Annotated in this window: 17 protein-coding genes, 1 tRNA gene and 2 pseudogenes; 9 read left to right on the forward strand and 11 right to left on the reverse strand. The window is 36.1% G+C overall.

The genetic code is table 11. The features are described 5' to 3' along the window. Positions 1 to 6: 6 nt before the first annotated feature. The 3 genes and pseudogenes from AAGD72_RS04095 to AAGD72_RS04105 all read right to left on the reverse strand — a co-directional run. Positions 7 to 577, reverse strand: a pseudogene (locus tag AAGD72_RS04095) (DUF6444 domain-containing protein); the annotation flags it as partial. A 192-nt stretch (positions 578 to 769) separates the two neighbouring features. After that, positions 770 to 1,093 carry a Grx4 family monothiol glutaredoxin gene (gene grxD / locus AAGD72_RS04100; protein WP_006280013.1) on the reverse strand — a complete coding sequence of 108 codons (324 nt, stop codon included), beginning with the start codon at positions 1,091 to 1,093 and terminating at the stop codon, positions 770 to 772. A 15-nt stretch (positions 1,094 to 1,108) separates the two neighbouring features. Next, positions 1,109 to 1,327 (reverse strand): BolA/IbaG family iron-sulfur metabolism protein, encoded by a 219-nt coding sequence (locus AAGD72_RS04105; protein WP_006280012.1) that lies wholly within the window; start codon positions 1,325 to 1,327, stop codon positions 1,109 to 1,111. 164 nt (positions 1,328 to 1,491) lie between these two features. On the opposite strand from AAGD72_RS04105, the gene AAGD72_RS04110 reads away from it, so the two are divergent. The 3 genes from AAGD72_RS04110 to AAGD72_RS04120 all read left to right on the forward strand — a co-directional run bounded on the left by AAGD72_RS04110 (position 1,492) and on the right by AAGD72_RS04120 (position 3,215). Then, on the forward strand, positions 1,492 to 1,644 hold the full coding sequence (locus tag AAGD72_RS04110) for a hypothetical protein (protein WP_341814631.1): 153 nt from the start codon (positions 1,492 to 1,494) through the stop codon (positions 1,642 to 1,644). Between the two features lie 184 nt (positions 1,645 to 1,828). Continuing rightward, a protein-coding gene (locus tag AAGD72_RS04115; RefSeq protein ID WP_341814578.1) for an IS5 family transposase occupies positions 1,829 to 2,618 on the forward strand; the annotation gives its coding sequence in 2 pieces (ribosomal slippage) (positions 1,829 to 2,089 and positions 2,091 to 2,618; 789 coding nt in all). Between the two features lie 189 nt (positions 2,619 to 2,807). After that, complete coding sequence (locus tag AAGD72_RS04120) at positions 2,808 to 3,215, forward strand: P44/Msp2 family outer membrane protein (protein WP_341814632.1); 408 nt, start codon at positions 2,808 to 2,810, stop codon at positions 3,213 to 3,215. A gap of 14 nt (positions 3,216 to 3,229) precedes the next feature. Here the strand turns inward: AAGD72_RS04120 and AAGD72_RS04125 are convergent, their stop codons facing one another. Continuing rightward, positions 3,230 to 4,552, reverse strand: a complete 1,323-nt coding sequence (locus AAGD72_RS04125; protein WP_155969552.1) for a malic enzyme-like NAD(P)-binding protein — start codon at positions 4,550 to 4,552, stop codon at positions 3,230 to 3,232. A 134-nt stretch (positions 4,553 to 4,686) separates the two neighbouring features. On the opposite strand from AAGD72_RS04125, the gene pgsA reads away from it, so the two are divergent. Both pgsA and AAGD72_RS04135 read left to right on the forward strand, forming a co-directional pair. Then, positions 4,687 to 5,229 (forward strand): CDP-diacylglycerol--glycerol-3-phosphate 3-phosphatidyltransferase, encoded by a 543-nt coding sequence (pgsA, locus tag AAGD72_RS04130; RefSeq protein WP_155968529.1) that lies wholly within the window; start codon positions 4,687 to 4,689, stop codon positions 5,227 to 5,229. Between the two features lie 111 nt (positions 5,230 to 5,340). Continuing rightward, complete coding sequence (locus tag AAGD72_RS04135) at positions 5,341 to 5,934, forward strand: hypothetical protein (protein WP_410529943.1); 594 nt, start codon at positions 5,341 to 5,343, stop codon at positions 5,932 to 5,934. 7 nt (positions 5,935 to 5,941) lie between these two features. Here AAGD72_RS04135 and AAGD72_RS04140 read toward each other — a convergent pair. From AAGD72_RS04140 to AAGD72_RS04160, 5 genes are all read right to left on the reverse strand, one after another. Then, a protein-coding gene (locus AAGD72_RS04140; protein ID WP_341814578.1) for an IS5 family transposase occupies positions 5,942 to 6,731 on the reverse strand; the annotation gives its coding sequence in 2 pieces (ribosomal slippage) (positions 5,942 to 6,469 and positions 6,471 to 6,731; 789 coding nt in all). 26 nt (positions 6,732 to 6,757) lie between these two features. Next, the gene (locus AAGD72_RS04145; protein WP_341814633.1) at positions 6,758 to 7,207 is read right to left on the reverse strand and encodes a hypothetical protein; all 450 of its coding nucleotides are present in this window, start codon (positions 7,205 to 7,207) and stop codon (positions 6,758 to 6,760) included. Next, entirely contained in the window at positions 7,179 to 7,358 is a 180-nt protein-coding gene (locus tag AAGD72_RS04150) for a hypothetical protein (protein WP_065094818.1), read from the reverse strand. The genes AAGD72_RS04145 and AAGD72_RS04150 overlap by 29 nt, the downstream gene beginning before the upstream one ends. A gap of 193 nt (positions 7,359 to 7,551) precedes the next feature. Further along, positions 7,552 to 8,148 carry an RDD family protein gene (locus AAGD72_RS04155; protein WP_341814634.1) on the reverse strand — a complete coding sequence of 199 codons (597 nt, stop codon included), beginning with the start codon at positions 8,146 to 8,148 and terminating at the stop codon, positions 7,552 to 7,554. 24 nt (positions 8,149 to 8,172) lie between these two features. Further along, a tRNA-Leu gene (locus AAGD72_RS04160) sits at positions 8,173 to 8,255 on the reverse strand. 114 nt (positions 8,256 to 8,369) lie between these two features. Here AAGD72_RS04160 and AAGD72_RS04165 point away from each other — a divergent pair. Together AAGD72_RS04165 and AAGD72_RS04170 are read left to right on the forward strand one after the other, a co-directional pair. Continuing rightward, entirely contained in the window at positions 8,370 to 9,821 is a 1,452-nt protein-coding gene (locus AAGD72_RS04165; protein WP_015589094.1) for a replicative DNA helicase, read from the forward strand. 122 nt (positions 9,822 to 9,943) lie between these two features. Continuing rightward, entirely contained in the window at positions 9,944 to 11,260 is a 1,317-nt protein-coding gene (locus tag AAGD72_RS04170) for a hypothetical protein (protein ID WP_341814635.1), read from the forward strand. 73 nt (positions 11,261 to 11,333) lie between these two features. Here the strand turns inward: AAGD72_RS04170 and metG are convergent, their stop codons facing one another. Further along, a complete protein-coding gene (metG, locus tag AAGD72_RS04175; RefSeq protein WP_341814636.1) occupies positions 11,334 to 12,923 on the reverse strand; it encodes a methionine--tRNA ligase in 1,590 nt (529 codons plus the stop codon). 67 nt (positions 12,924 to 12,990) lie between these two features. On the opposite strand from metG, the gene AAGD72_RS06425 reads away from it, so the two are divergent. Then, positions 12,991 to 13,503, forward strand: a complete 513-nt coding sequence (locus tag AAGD72_RS06425) for a TrbC/VirB2 family protein (protein ID WP_410529944.1) — start codon at positions 12,991 to 12,993, stop codon at positions 13,501 to 13,503. An 11-nt stretch (positions 13,504 to 13,514) separates the two neighbouring features. On the opposite strand, the gene ubiG is transcribed toward AAGD72_RS06425, so the two are convergent. After that, a complete protein-coding gene (gene ubiG, locus AAGD72_RS04185) occupies positions 13,515 to 14,690 on the reverse strand; it encodes a bifunctional 2-polyprenyl-6-hydroxyphenol methylase/3-demethylubiquinol 3-O-methyltransferase UbiG (RefSeq protein WP_341811611.1) in 1,176 nt (391 codons plus the stop codon). Between the two features lie 195 nt (positions 14,691 to 14,885). Between ubiG and AAGD72_RS06430 the strand changes: the two are divergent. After that, a pseudogene (locus AAGD72_RS06430) lies at positions 14,886 to 14,972 on the forward strand (WPE palindromic element domain-containing protein); the annotation flags it as partial. Positions 14,973 to 15,280 lie beyond the last annotated feature (308 nt).

The following is a 15,280-nucleotide window of genomic DNA, read 5'->3' on the forward strand; positions in this document are numbered from 1 at the left end:
ATAAGTACATTTATATTTGTGGGTAATAGTAAGATTTGATATGCTGCCAACACTTATGTTCAAATTAAAAATGTCATTTATGATACTAGCCACTTCACGCTTTGAGTTTTTGTAAAATCCGCTGAGTGCTGCAATTATAGACTTAACCCTTGGACCAAATGTATCTGGCGTAACACCTTCTGGTAACTTGCTACTTTTTCTTTTTCTGCATCTCCAACAACGACCATGTTCCAATTACTACATAAGGCCTAATTTCCGGAAGATCAACTTTTTGGTGAACATAAGGTTTTTCGCATATTACAAGCTCTCCTCCGCATTCGCAAATATTAGGCAACTCTATTTTTACTACTTTATCCGCTTCCATTGTGGCATGAAAATTTCCTTTATGCCCAACCTGATCGCCAACATTCCTTTCGCTTTTTGGCTTGTCCTTTTTTGTTTTGTACAATTCTTTAGAGCTCGGTAGAGATGAATTTTTCGAGTTTAAACCAAGCCTCTCTTTCAACTCAGCGTTCTCAATCCTCAAGGCCTTATTTTCTGCCTCTAACTCTTCTATCCTCCCTTCCAACTTTTCTATTTTTTGCTGTAAATTTTTGCAGAGTTCTCAAAGGTTTACCACATTACCTCACTTTTGCTCTATGATTATCTTTTTAGATCACTTTGTCTACCTTATTCTACCACTCCGCTGAACGGATACGGTTTAAGACATAAGATCCTTTTTCATAGCTATACTACGTTATCCAGCGTCTGGGCACTGGTTTCTTGGTACTTATTCCGCAATAATTTTTTTTTCCTTCAATAAACTTTGCAGTTCGCCTTTTTCGTACATCTCGCGAGTGATGTCGCAACCACCAATAAACTCTTCCTTTATATATAATTGTGGAATTGTTGGCCAATCAGAAAACTTTTTTATAGATTCACGTATTTCATCATTCTCCAACACGTTAATATACTTAAACTTCACGTTCAATTTTTTTAGGATTGACACGACGAGTCCAGAGAATCCGCATTGAGGAAAATCAGAAGTGCCTTTCATATACAATACCACATCATTTTCTGTTATATCTTTTTTTATTTGTTCAAAATTGCTCATAAATTCACCTTATTTTTAAGTATTAGTTTCCAGTTGCAAGGCGTGTATAGACTGACCTTCCAGAGCTTTATATACCATTTTATGCTGTTCTATTTTTGTCTTTCCAAGAAAACACTTGGAGTTTATTTTTAAATGATAATGGTCATCATCTCCAGCAAGATCATGAATCTTTATATCAGCGTCGGGGAACGATTGTTTGATGATCCTCTCTAATTCGTGAATTGCAATAGTCATTGATTTGCTTTAAATTACAATACTTTCATTATAAATCTAAAACGATTGAGCGCAATAAAAAGTTGCTATCATAAAAAATAGAAGCATACTATAATAATGGAATGACAAGTTATGCAGGGAGGCTTTGTGGTGGGCGAAAGATTTAAATTCACATATCTTTGGTTTTGCTAACTTTTTCATTTAGGTGCTTATCTTACGATGATAAAATAAATAACTTAGAGAATGTTTACATCAAAGCTAACTATTTTGGAGCATTCTTCAATGCAATAGGTTCTCTAGAAGGAAAAGAAGATGCAGGTGACAATATAAAGTTTTAATAAGAAGGAGCGAATTGAAGCTGGATACAGTCCTAAATATGTTCCAGGGTTTGCCGGTAGTGCTGCAATAGGGTATTTATTCAAAAATATGAGAGTTGAGTTTGAAGGCTTATATTCTCAGAACCTGTTTAAAATCTCGGAGAGATGAGGTAAAATAGTGGTAGATTAAGAATGAGGTATATCTATGCGTAAAAATTATCCAAGTGATATAAGTCGAGAGCAATTTGAAAAAATCAGACCAATACTAGAGAGTAGCAGGAAGAAAACGAGACCAAGAAAACTTGATTTGTATGATGTATTTCGTACAGTGTTATACGTCCTAAAAAGTGGTTGCCAGTGGAGAATGTTGCCAAAAGATTTTCCAAGGTGGGAAAGCGTATATTACTATTTTCAAATGTGGAATAAAAAGAATGGAGAAGAACCAAGTTTGTTGGAATTAGTTTTAAAAAAAATTGGTTGGAGAGATCCGTATCAACAATGGTCGGAAAGAGAAAACTAGCTTCTGTATAATTGATGCTCAAAGTGTTAAAAACACAGATACTGCTGAAAAAAAGGGCTATGATGCAGGTAAAAAGATTTCAGGCATAAAGCGTCATATTGCAGTTGATACTCAAGGTCTACCACATGCAATTTATGTAACAACAGCAGAAGTAACTGATCGTAGTAGCGCTGTAAGAATGGTTGAAAATGCTAAAGATACCCTTTCTGAAGTCAAAAATATATTGGTTGATGCAGGCTACACAGGAAAAATTTTTGCAACCCAAATAAAAGATATTATTGGTGCAACTGTTGAGGTAATAAAGCGCAGTGAATTACATTCTTTTGTTGTATTGCCAAAGAGATGGGTTGTTGAGCGTTCTTTTGCTTGGTTAGAAAAGTGTAGACGGCTATGGAAAAATTGCGAACGTAAACTCAATACCAGCTTGCAAATGATTGTCCTTTCCTTCATTTCTCTCCTATTACGAAGATTTTAAACAGGTTCTCAGACTAACTTATATGATGAAGATTATTCAGATAAGAAAAAAGCAAGATATATTGAACTTCGTTGTCACAATGATGCGTCTACTGGAGCGGAATGCAATTCACCTTGGAGAAGTGGAAAGGTTGATATTCACATTCAAGAAAATTGTAGTGTTGAAGCAGAGTTCAGAGCTGCATTTAAGATGAAAAATGAAGGTTTTAATAACTTAGCTGGAATGGTCAATGTATATCGTGATTTTAATATAGCAAAAATGCCATTCATCCCATATGTTGGTATTGGTGCAGGTGTAACTAGGGTTAAATTTCTAGGAAAAATCAGATATGCCTTGGCTTACCAAGCAAAACTTGGTATCAATCACCAACTTACAGCACAAACTCAAGCATTTGCTGGTTTACGCTATTTTGGTATCCTTGATAACCAATTTAAAGATATTGTACCAGGAATAAAGATACTAGCTGGTGAAGGATATATTCCTGCCGGTGGAGGAAGTAAGGTTGATGAAACTGCACGTGTTGAATCAACAACTGCAACCATTACCAATAGGTTTGGTATATATGGCTTAGAGTTTGGGTTGGTTTATCACTTTTAACTTTATCCAATAAATTACATATGTGAAGATAGTAAATTCAGCGTGCTGAGAACATTAGAAAGACGAGATTTTAATTGATTTTCATATTTACTCCAATCTTGTATTGCCTTTCTTGCAACACCTGAATCAACTGCGGCTTTTGCAACAGCAGGAGCTACTATAGAAATTAATCTTGGGTCAAATGGAGTAGGTATTATATATTCACGTCCATAGCCCATTTTACGACCGCCATAGACTGCAGATATCTCACCTGGTACTGGCTCACGGGCAAGCTTTGCTATTGCATCTGCAGCTGCAATTTTCATTTCATCATTTATTGTTGTTGCATGTACATCAAGTGCCCCTCTAAATATATAAGGAAAACCCATTACGTTGTTGACTTGGTTGTTGTAATCTGACCTACCAGTTGCAATTATTGCATCTGGCCTCACAGATTTTGCAAACTCAGGCCTTACTTCTGGATCGGGATTGGCAAGAGCAAAAATAATCGGGTCTTTGCCCATACTCTTTAACATCTCTTCATTTAACACATCTTTTGCAGATAGTCCGATGAATACATCAGCGCCTTTTATTGTATCAAGTAGAGAACGTTCGGAAGTATCAATTGCATATTTTTCCTTCCACTCATTCATGTCCTCGTTTCTACCTTTGTATATTACTCCTTGCTTATCACACAGCACTATATTTTTAGCGCCCATGGACTTTAGTATTTCTAAACATGCAATACCGGCTGCTCCAGCACCATTCATAATGATCTTAACGTCCTCTAATTTCTTTCCGACAATATCAAGAGCATTTTCTATACCAGCTGCAACAACCACTGCAGTTCCATGCTGGTCATCATGGAACACTGGAATATCCATCAGTTCATTCAGACGTTTCTCTATTATAAAACAATCGGGAGATCTTATATCCTCTAAATTTATCCCCCCCCAACTTGGCCCAAGGTACCTTACTGCATTGATAAAATCTTCTATATTTTCTGTACCAACTTCTATATCAACTGCATCAATATCAGCAAAACGCTTAAATAAAACAGCTTTGCCTTCCATGACAGGTTTTGCAGCAAGAGGACCGATATTACCAAGTCCAAGCACTGCAGTGCCATTTGAAATGACAGCAACACAGTTGCTTTTTGCCGTATAATCATAAACAACCTCAGGATTTTTAGCTATTTCAAGGCACGGAGCTGCAACGCCAGGGGAATAAGCAAGTGACAAATCATACTGGGTAGATAAAGGTTTTGTTGGCATGATTGAAATTTTACCAGGTTTACCACCTCTACTGTGATAATTAAGTGCCTCTTGTTTTGTGGTACTATCTAAATCATCGTTCATCATTACATCCTTATATTTTAAGCTTGTATTTTTTAAGTATATGGAGTTTTTATAAATGTTCAATTGTAAACTATTAGCTTGTGAACTCTGGTGTACTTCTGTATAAGTTTACCTACTACGTAGAATGGTATTACATGCTTAAGAAAAACGTGCCTAATTTGCTTACAATTTCTCGTGCGCTTGCAGTACCAGCAATAATATTAAGTTTTTATATAGAAAATAAATATGCAGGCCTGATAACAATATCAATCTTTGTGTTTGCGTGCATTACGGATTTTTTTGATGGTTACTTGGCGCGTGCGTGGAAAGTCCAATCAAAATTTGGCAAGCTATTTGATCCAATTGCTGATAAATTAATAGTGGTTTCAACGATAATTATGCTAGTTTATAAGCAGAAGATAAATGATTTTACAATAGTACCATCGATTATCATCATCTGTAGGGAGATATTAGTCTCGGGTTTGCGGGAGTTTTTGATAGCTACAAATGTTAGTCTACCTGTAAGCAAAGCTGGAAAAATTAAAACATTTTTGCAGATGGTTGCTGTAGTAGCGCTAATAATGAACGATTATTATATGATTCAATATACAGGTGCGATTTGTTTATGGGTTGCAGCTATTGTAACTGTGTGGTCAGGCTATAATTATATCCTAGCCGGCATCAAACAGATTGGTTAAATCTCCTAGGAAATAGTTAATAGACAAGAGTAGTTAATATCTTAGTGATATTGACTCAGAAAGCAAAAAGGTGTATAATTGTATTAACTTACAACTAATTAGGTTAATATTATGAAAATACCTAGTGGCAAATTTTCTTCTACTAAAAAGGTTCCAGGAAAGAATAAGAAAAAAAGAGATTTTGAACCATTAGAAGAGTTTTTTTGGGATTTTTGGCCAACAGTTGATAAAGAAGTCAAAAGAGAAAGGCTAGAACAAGAACTATTAGCACTAAAAAAAAGAGAGCTATATAGAAAATGTGCATCATTGGCAACAATGGTCCCATTTACATTGCTGATGGCGATTGAACTGGAAAAAACATATAGCGATCAGGTATTACTTGGCGTGATAAGTGGCGCGCTAAGCCACACTATATTACCTTTTACAGTCTTATCTCTTATTTGTACGCTATATTTAATTTACAATAATAGGAAGATAGCACAAAAAGAACGAGAGTTGGAGATTATTGAAAATGGAAAGGAAGTAAAGGAAAAAGAGCACAATATTTCTGATATAGGTCAGTGTTTGATCTATATTGAGGCTATAACAACTGCACTGGTTATTGTAGGTATGATAATGGGTGAAACATCTTCACTTGAAGCAGCAGAGGATGCAATTTTATTTCTTGCCAATGCAATTGCTTTTCTTGCAACTCTTGTTTCTTAGAACCTGTTTAAAATCTTCGTAATAGGAGAGAAATGAAGGAAAGGACAATCATTTGCAAGCTGGTATTGAGTTTACGTTCGCAATTTTTCCATAGCCGTCTACACTTTTCTAACCAAGCAAAAGAACGCTCAACAACCCATCTCTTTGGCAATACAACAAAAGAATGTAATTCACTGCGCTTTATTACCTCAACAGTTGCACCAATAATATCTTTTATTTGGGTTGCAAAAATTTTTCCTGTGTAGCCTGCATCAACCAATATATTTTTGACTTCAGAAAGGGTATCTTTAGCATTTTCAACCATTCTTACAGCGCTACTACGATCAGTTACTTCTGCTGTTGTTACATAAATTGCATGTGGTAGACCTTGAGTATCAACTGCAATATGACGCTTTATGCCTGAAATCTTTTTACCTGCATCATAGCCCTTTTTTTCAGCAGTATCTGTGTTTTTAACACTTTGAGCATCAATTATACAGAAGCTAGTTTTCTCTTTCCGACCATTGTTGATACGGATCTCTCCAACCAATTTTTTTTAAAACTAATTCCAACAAACTTGGTTCTTCTCCATTCTTTTTATTCCACATTTGAAAATAGTAATATACGCTTTCCCACCTTGGAAAATCTTTTGGCAACATTCTCCACTGGCAACCACTTTTTAGGACGTATAACACTGTACGAAATACATCATACAAATCAAGTTTTCTTGGTCTCGTTTTCTTCCTGCTACTCTCTAGTATTGGTCTGATTTTTTCAAATTGCTCTCGACTTATATCACTTGGATAATTTTTACGCATAGATATACCTCATTCTTAATCTACCACTATTTTACCTCATCTCTCCGAGATTTTAAACAGGTTCTTAGACGATACTTTTTATTCATATAGATGACACGAAAATTTTCCTTATTGAGGCTTCCTATACTTATTCTTAAATAATCAAGCAATTTTTCCCAGTTATCGATTACAGGCAGGTTTTTTATTTCTTCTCTTGCAGAACGAACAAAGGCTTGTTTTACACAAAAGATGGCAGATATCGCTGCATTGCTGACATCATCAACGTTTTGCAGCGCTTCCAGGTCAGCATTAAAAACTTTATTTAAGCTGCCAAAACTTTCTATCAAACTCTTTGCCACCGGTTTTACATCAATTCTACTATATGCTGAATATAAAATGTGCTCTAAAACTTCATAATCAAGTAATGATTGTCCATTATCTAAAATAATTTTCTCTCTTAGGCGCTTTCTATGCCCCTTTTTGTAATTTTTCATCATCAATGAATTGCTTATCTCTTGTATAATAAGAAATTAGATTTTTAAGTAAAATATTTAATAAAGCGCATGACGCACAATTGTAAGAACATTCATTTTTAAAGACAGCAAATGGTGTCATGAAAGTAGCTGAGACACTGTCCTCCTTTGTCATCCGAGTAGCTGACACTGGTTCCTTTACGACGGCAGTGCCCAGAGGTGTCATCCCAGTGCATGCACATAGTGCAAAAAATTAAAAATAAGACGCCAATACGTAATACTGTTGTCGTTTAATCTGCACAGATTGAAGATAAATGAATACCTTCAGTATCATGATAAAGGGGCTGGCGAAGGGTGTCAAGTAGTTTTTAGCTCTGCCTTCTAAGGCTTTTACTCGTGACAACCACTGTGCCTGCGATCTTATCGTGCCAAGTTTGACAGCGTTTGTTGAAATTTGACCATAAAAAGCCCAAGAACAATGGTGCAACTGACAATATAAAGGAAAAAAATCTCTTTGTTGCTTGTTTTAGGGTCATCTTTTCGAAAGTTTGTGCATCCACAACTCTAAGCCCAAATAATAGTTTTCCAGGTGTAGTAGCAAACTTTACCCACATATATATTACATAGCAAAAGAGCATAATAAATTGGACTATTTGATTTAGGATCCACAGTTTACCAAGTCTACTCTGCATTGCCTTTTCTTCTATAGAAAGTGGCACTTGCATTTGGTATTTTGCAGCAATTTGGCTTAATATTTTGCTATCCTCTGAGTTCATAAAGAGCTGATTTAAGGCTTGGCTGCAAAACTGCAAGAACAAGACGATAATAATTAAATCAAGCAATACTGATATATAGCGCCTGAGGCCCGTTACATAACATATTCCATTTTCGTCTTTCTTTACTTTTTGAATAACATTTATAGAAGAAAAAATAGAGAATAAACGATCAAAAAATTTATGTAACATATATACGCTTTCCAATATTTAACGTGCCCCTGGCCGGACTTGAACCAGCATGCTTTTGCAAGCAACAGATTTTGAGTCTGCCGTGTCTACCATTCCACCACAGGGGCATTAAGTTTTAATGCTATAGGCAACACGGAATTAGTCAAATTTTTTTGCCTTTACATCTTTCAAATGAGGACTAAATATTCTACAATAATCAACAGTTACTCTCAAAACTTAAAATGAATGAATTAGCCAATCTCCTCAGTTCAAGAAGTGTAGACAAGGAAATATGTAAATTACCGCATAATTTAGAAGCTGAACAGATGCTTATTGGTGCAATGATTCGTGATAATAGAATCTGTGATGCAGTTGAAGACACAATTACAGCAGAAAATTTCTATGATCCACTGCATCAAAGTATTTTTACGCAAATATCTAAAACCAGAAAACATGGCATAGTTGCCAATGAACTGAGCCTCAAGATGTTTTTTGAGAACGACCAAGCATTTACCGAGTGTGGTGGGGTAGAGTACTTAGCAAAGCTTGCAGCGAAGGCAAGTATTGCACTTGATATTTATAGTTTGACTAGAATAATCCGTGATACTTACTTAAGGAGATGTTTAATTAAGCTCGGGCAAGAAATAGTTGGTGATAGCTACAACTACGATATTGAAAATCCTGCACAGGCGCAAATTGAACAAGCAATGACAAAATTGTTCAATTTGGCAGTAAAAAAACAAGGTGAGAAAACATATATAAAACTTGCAAGTTCAATTAAAGATGTAGTTGAGAAGATCAGCACACTGAAAAATAATCCAGAAGCGCTAGGCGTTACAACCGGACTTCAAGATCTAAATCAACTTCTTGGTGGTCTACAAAAATCTGATTTATTAATTTTAGCTGCAAGGCCTTCTATGGGTAAAACAGCATTGGCGCTAAACATCGCACTCAATGCTTGTAAGATGTTGCAAAAAAGAGCAGATAAGCAACACTATGTAGCGTTTTTCTCGCTTGAAATGTCAGCAGAGCAATTAACTGCAAGGCTGATCACTATAGATTCAGGGATTAGTTATTATAAGGCATTAACCGGGAGAATTAGTGATTTTGAATTGCATGAATTTATCAATACTAGTACAGAATTATCTGAACTGCCTTTCATCATAGATGACACCCCTGCGCTATCAATTAGTGCCCTTCGCACCAGAATACGCTTGCTGTATCAATTATATAATGTAGAAGTGGTATTCATTGATTATTTGCAGCTAATCAGAGGAACAACAAAAAGGAGTAATGAAAATAGAGTGCAAGAAATCTCGGAAGTGACGCAGGGTTTGAAAGCAATTGCAAAGGAGCTAAATATTCCCATTGTTGCACTATCTCAGCTCTCTCGTTCTGTTGAGCAGAGGGATGATAAAAAACCACAACTTTCTGATTTACGTGATTCAGGGAGCATAGAGCAAGACGCAGATATAGTAATGTTTCTCTATAGAGAAGAGTATTATGAACTAAGAAAACAGCCAAATGAAGGAAACAATAAACATCGGGAATGGCAAGAGAAAATGGAAAAAATTAGAAACATTGCAGAGCTCATTATTGCAAAGCAGAGAAATGGACCAATTGGCAGTGTGAAGCTATATTTTGACTCTAACAGAGGTGCATTTAAAGATTACACGGAAAGGCATAGTTCATAGCTTGGCAGCAATCTTCTTGTTCCCAAGTTTATCAATTATTTTTTTTATGTAAAGATAGCTTGACAACTTCTTAAAAATCCTTTTATAATGGTATTATATTTTATAATACGTGAGGAATAATCATGATAAGTAAAGACAATGTACCCTATTATATAGCTGGAACTCTGGCTACTTTCACTTTATTAGCATCTGGAGTGTTTGCTGCAGCTCCTTATATTGGTTTCTTAGCTCCAGTTGCAGCATTAAGTGTTGGCTTGCCATTTATTATTGGTTATGCTGTGTTTTCTGTTGTAACTATTGCACTTTCGTATGCAGCAGTTAGTAAGAACAAAACTATTTCTGAGAAGGAAGCTCAGCTTTCTGATGAAAAAAGTAAAGTAGAAGCTAAAGGTAAAATAATTTCTGAGAAAGTAAAAGAAATATCCGAAAAAAATACTCAACTGGCTAATCAAGCAAAAGAGATAGAAGATAAAGATAAAACTATTTCTGAGAAAGATCGGGAGATTTTTAGAATGAAAAATGAGTTGGCTGCAACCAGAAGGATTAATGCTTCTCAGCCAGGTGATGCGGTAGAAATTGGTAGCGTAAACCAGCAGCTTACTAGGAAAGAGGTCGGAGTACAAGCTCAAGAGCAAAAAACTTCTGAGAAAAATACTCAACTACCTGAGAAAGAAAAAGAAATAGAAGAACTTAAACGAGGAAATGCTTTTGTTCCGCAAGCAAAGGATATCAAAGAAGTATTTACATCTGTAGCAGAAGCGTACAATAGTGGGCGCATTTCTGGTATTGTTAAGCGGCGCTGTAGTGATGTTGCGAATGACTTAAAAAATATCGTAGGTAGTGCGAAAAATGCTTATGGCACATCAATTGAGTATGTAAAAGGGAAATTTAATAATGCTGGAAATAAATTAAAAAATTTTTATGATACATCAGTTGAGTATACAAAAGGAGCACTTAACAGCGTTGGAAGCAGCGGAAGCAGCTTGTACAGTAGACTTTATGGTACTAAGGTTTCTAGTCCGGAAGAGCAGTTTAAGCGTGAAGATGGACCTAAACCTAGCATGCAAGAACTAACTCGTTTGGATTATTTAAATCTTGAGGTTCTTTCCAGTGAGCAAAAGCAACGAGCTAATAGTTTGGATTATTTAAATATTGATAACGTTCCTAAGCAACCTGATCATTTAAATGTTGATGCTGCTAAAAGTTATTTAATGAGTCTTTCTGAGGATCAGGATGTATTTTATGATGCAGAATCTGGTGATGAAAAAGGTACTGAGATTTCTAGCCCAGAAAGTCAGCCAACTAAAGAAGAAAATGGTCAAGGCCGGTTTGCATGGAGCCTAGAAAAGGTTAAGTCGGCAATTACTCAAGTAGTAGTGATAGGTGCTGATGTTACTAAACCATATTGTGCTAAAGTAACTAAGGCACTTGCCACCTAACTTGAATATGTAGACAGCGGTGTGCACCGTTGTTAACTAAAGATAATCCCATCCAGGAGAAATAGTTTTTACACTATTTCTCCTCTTTAGCATCAACCCTCAAAAAAACCGGCGTAGGTTTAGGCAGCGTAATGCCTAAGCTTACGCATGCGTTGCACAGAGATTTTAAATCTTGTTGCTCTTTCGGGATTTGCAGTTGATCAAGTATCATTTCCGCTGACCTCGGGACAATTGGCTGCAATAAAATGCCTATTATCCTGATATATTCCAGTAACTTGTAAATTACTAAATTCATGCGCTCTCTGTCAGTTTTGCTTAGTGTCCAGGGTGCACTTTTGTCTATGTAGGCATTTGCTTCAGAAGAGATGTTGATGATTAGAAGTATGATATGGTTAAATTCATACTTTGATAGGTGATTCATCACTTGATCGAGTATAGCTTTGCAACCTGGAAGACTTTCTTCACCTTTAAGTAGGCTTTGATCGATTGTTGGTACAATTCCAGAACATTGCTTGTGTAAAAATGAAATTGTTCTTTGCACTAAATTGCCTATGTTGTTTGCCAGTTCTGAATTTATCCGGCTGATCATATTTTTCTTACTAAAGTTGCCATCTTGGCCGAAGCTTGCTTCCCTGAGGAGAAAATAGCGTAGCTGATCAACACCAAACTCTTGAGCGAGGCCAATTGGATCTATGACATTACCAAGGGACTTGGATATTTTCTCTCCCTCGTTCAACCACCAACCATGAACTGCAATTTGTTTTGGCAGTGGCAGGTCTGCTGCAAGGAGAATCGCTGGCCAATATACAGCATGAAAGCGCAATATGTCTTTACCGATTACATGAACGTTGAAAGAGTTGTCAGCTAGGTTTGCAGCGCTTGACACTGGAATCTGTGTTTCTGGTTCTGCCCAAAACCTCTTATATTCCTCACCTTCAGTACTAGGGAAACCTATTGATGTAAGATAATTGGTTAATGCATCTATCCAGACATAGATTACGTGTTTGTCATTACCTGGTACTTTTATTCCCCAGTTAAAACTAGTGCGAGAGATTGAGAGGTCAATGAGCCCTGATCTTACAAACGATATCACTTCATTTCTTCTGCTCTCAGGAAAGATAAAACTTGGCTGATTTTTATAGAGTTCCAGTAATTTTTCTTGCCAGTTTGATAAGCGAAAAAAGTAACTCTCTTCTTTTATCCACTGGACCTCAGCACCTGTTGGTGCTTTGCCATCTATCAGCTCTGACTCCTGATAAAATGCTTCATCACGAACTGAATACCAACCCGAATAGGAATCCAAATATATTTGCCCTCTCTCTTCAAGTCTATTCCATAAAGCTATAACTGCTTTTTTGTGACGTTCCTCCGTAGTGCGAATAAAATCGTCATACTCAAAATTCATGAACTTAGCCAATTCTTTAAATGAAACGCTCACTTCATCTGTAAATTCTTTTGGCTGCATTTCCTTTGCTTTAGCTGCTTTTTCTATTTTTTGTCCATGTTCATCTGTACCGGTGGTAAATTTGACATTTTTCCCAGCTAGTTTCATGAACCTTGCCACCACGTCACACAAGAGAGAAGTGTATGCATGACCAATATGCGGCTTATCGTTTACGTAATATACTGGCGTGGTGATGTAAAAGTTCTCGAATTGTTCCATGGTTTAGCATTTTGATAAAAATCAACTGAGTTAATTATAGTATTAAAAAGGCAGTAATAAATAAATATTGATTAGGTTAAGCATAATTTTTGAAAAAAGCGATTTACTGAAATTTTATAAAAATAAGAAACAATCAGGCATGATTATTGAAAGAACAATGGGAAATTTTCTTGTAATTCTATTTATAGTTTTCTATGCATTTGATGCACACGCTGATGGAGCAACAGATGTAATGTGTAATGTAATAGGTTACGTTCATGGAATAGGTGGACCAATGATTACAGTGGTAATAATTGGTTCAAGCTTACTTGCAATATTTGGCAGAATGCCTTGGCCTGCACTTTTCGCACTGGGTATGTTTGTTGCTGTGTTTTTTGGTGCTCCTCAAATTGTAACAAAGGTAACAGAAAAAGAAGTTTGTTGTCTTTTTAAAGGTCAAACCTTGGAGAATGGAAAGTGTGTTGCTGCTCCTGGATATGAACGTGTAGGTACAGGTTATGCTTGTCGTTCCGGTTGGGCGCTAACTAATAAAGGCTACTGTATAAAAGCTGGCCAAGATCCTTCAAAGTATTGGAAGTGAAAATGGTGCTTTTATAGAGTTAAATCTAACAAACCGCAGAGTATATAATTAACATCCACGCCTTTAGTTAGATTCCACTCACGCTTTATTACGTTGTACTCCATACCAGCCATGTTTTGCAGCGTTACATTATTTTCTCTTAAGTGATTTGCAATTTCTGACGGCTTGAGAAATTTATTCCAGTTATGTGTACCTTTTGGCAGCCAATTTAATATGTACTCTGCACCAATTATTGCAAGACAAAAGGATTTAATAGTTCTATTTATTGTGGATATAAAGATTAACCCCTCCGGTTTTAGCAGTTCTATCGCTTTTTTCATGAAAAGCTCTAAATTATCCACATGTTCAACTACTTCCATCAACAGAACCACGTCGTACTTCTTGTCATTGCTTAGCTCTTCAATGCTGGTGTGTATATATTCTATATTTAACCCTACTTTTTTTGCATGTGAATGCGCTACTTTTATGTTTTCTTCACATACATCTATTCCCACAACGTTAATGCCAACGCGTGCCATTGACTCTGACAAAATGCCACCACCGCATCCAACATCAAGCAATGATAATTCTTTCAAATTGCATTTTTTTAACTCTTTTATTTTCTCAATAATGTAAGATACTCTAACAGGATTCATCATGTGCAATGGTTTGAATTTGCCGTTCTCATCCCACCACTGGCCTGCCATTTTAGCGAATTTTGATATTTCATCTTCGTTATAAGTTTTTGTTTTTTTTTTCTTAGAGGTTATATTGCTGAGTTTATCAAGGCGTTTTTTATGTCTGCTTTCTTTTGAAAATTCTGTTTCGAGGAATTGTTTGACTATGTCTTTTGCTAATCCACTCGCAGTAAATCCTGCACCAAGACACAGTACATTTGCGTTGCCATGCTCGCGAGCTAATTTTGCGATTTCAACACTATTACACAAAGCAGCGTAGATTCCTTCAAAACGATTTGCCACAGTACTCATGCCCAAACCTGTACCACAAATTAATATCCCATAATTTGCTTTTTTGCTTGTTATATCTTCTACAACTTTAACAGCATAGTCTGGATAATCCACGCACTTTTGCTGAGCAGTGCAGCCTTGATCTACTACTCTGTAACCTAGGGTTTCCAGGTAAGGTTTTATTTCTGATTTTAATTCATAACCAGCATGATCTGAGGCAATTGATACTACATCTAACATATAAGAAATAAGGACATTTTATATGGGTTTGAACTTTCTGTCAAGTCATTCAATGCTTCTGACCTTTTGGGAGTTCTAAAGCTATAGCTAAGGTTTTCCTACGTCATACCGCAATTCATTCCACAACTGTACGAACATTGTGATTTGAGAATAATCTCCGCCAGGAAGGGTGTCATCCCAGTGCTTTGGCACTGAGATCCAGAAAACTTAATTTTAAATAAGTACACCAGATAGCTGTATAATAAGAACTGGATTCCAGTGTCAAGCACTGGAATGACACCTTCTGTATAAATATTAAGAAATTTACCAAACGAAAAAAAAGGCAAAAGAAGCCCCGTGGTTGGCTAATTACTTACATTATACTTTCAAGTATGGCGTTTTTTTATTCTAAACACTTAATAACCGCGATTTAGCTGCTTTTAAGCCGCAACTAATCTAAATTATAAACGTTAAGAAATTTACTAAACAGAAAAAAAGGCAAAAGAAACCCTAGGGTAGCTAGTTATTCACTATCCATTTTTTAAGTTGGCGTTTTTTAATGTTTTAAATGCTTTATAAGCGTATTTCAGCTTGTGTAGGTCAAAACCCGG

Source organism: Wolbachia endosymbiont (group A) of Chalcis sispes (assembly GCF_964026765.1).
GTDB lineage: Bacteria > Pseudomonadota > Alphaproteobacteria > Rickettsiales > Anaplasmataceae > Wolbachia > Wolbachia pipientis.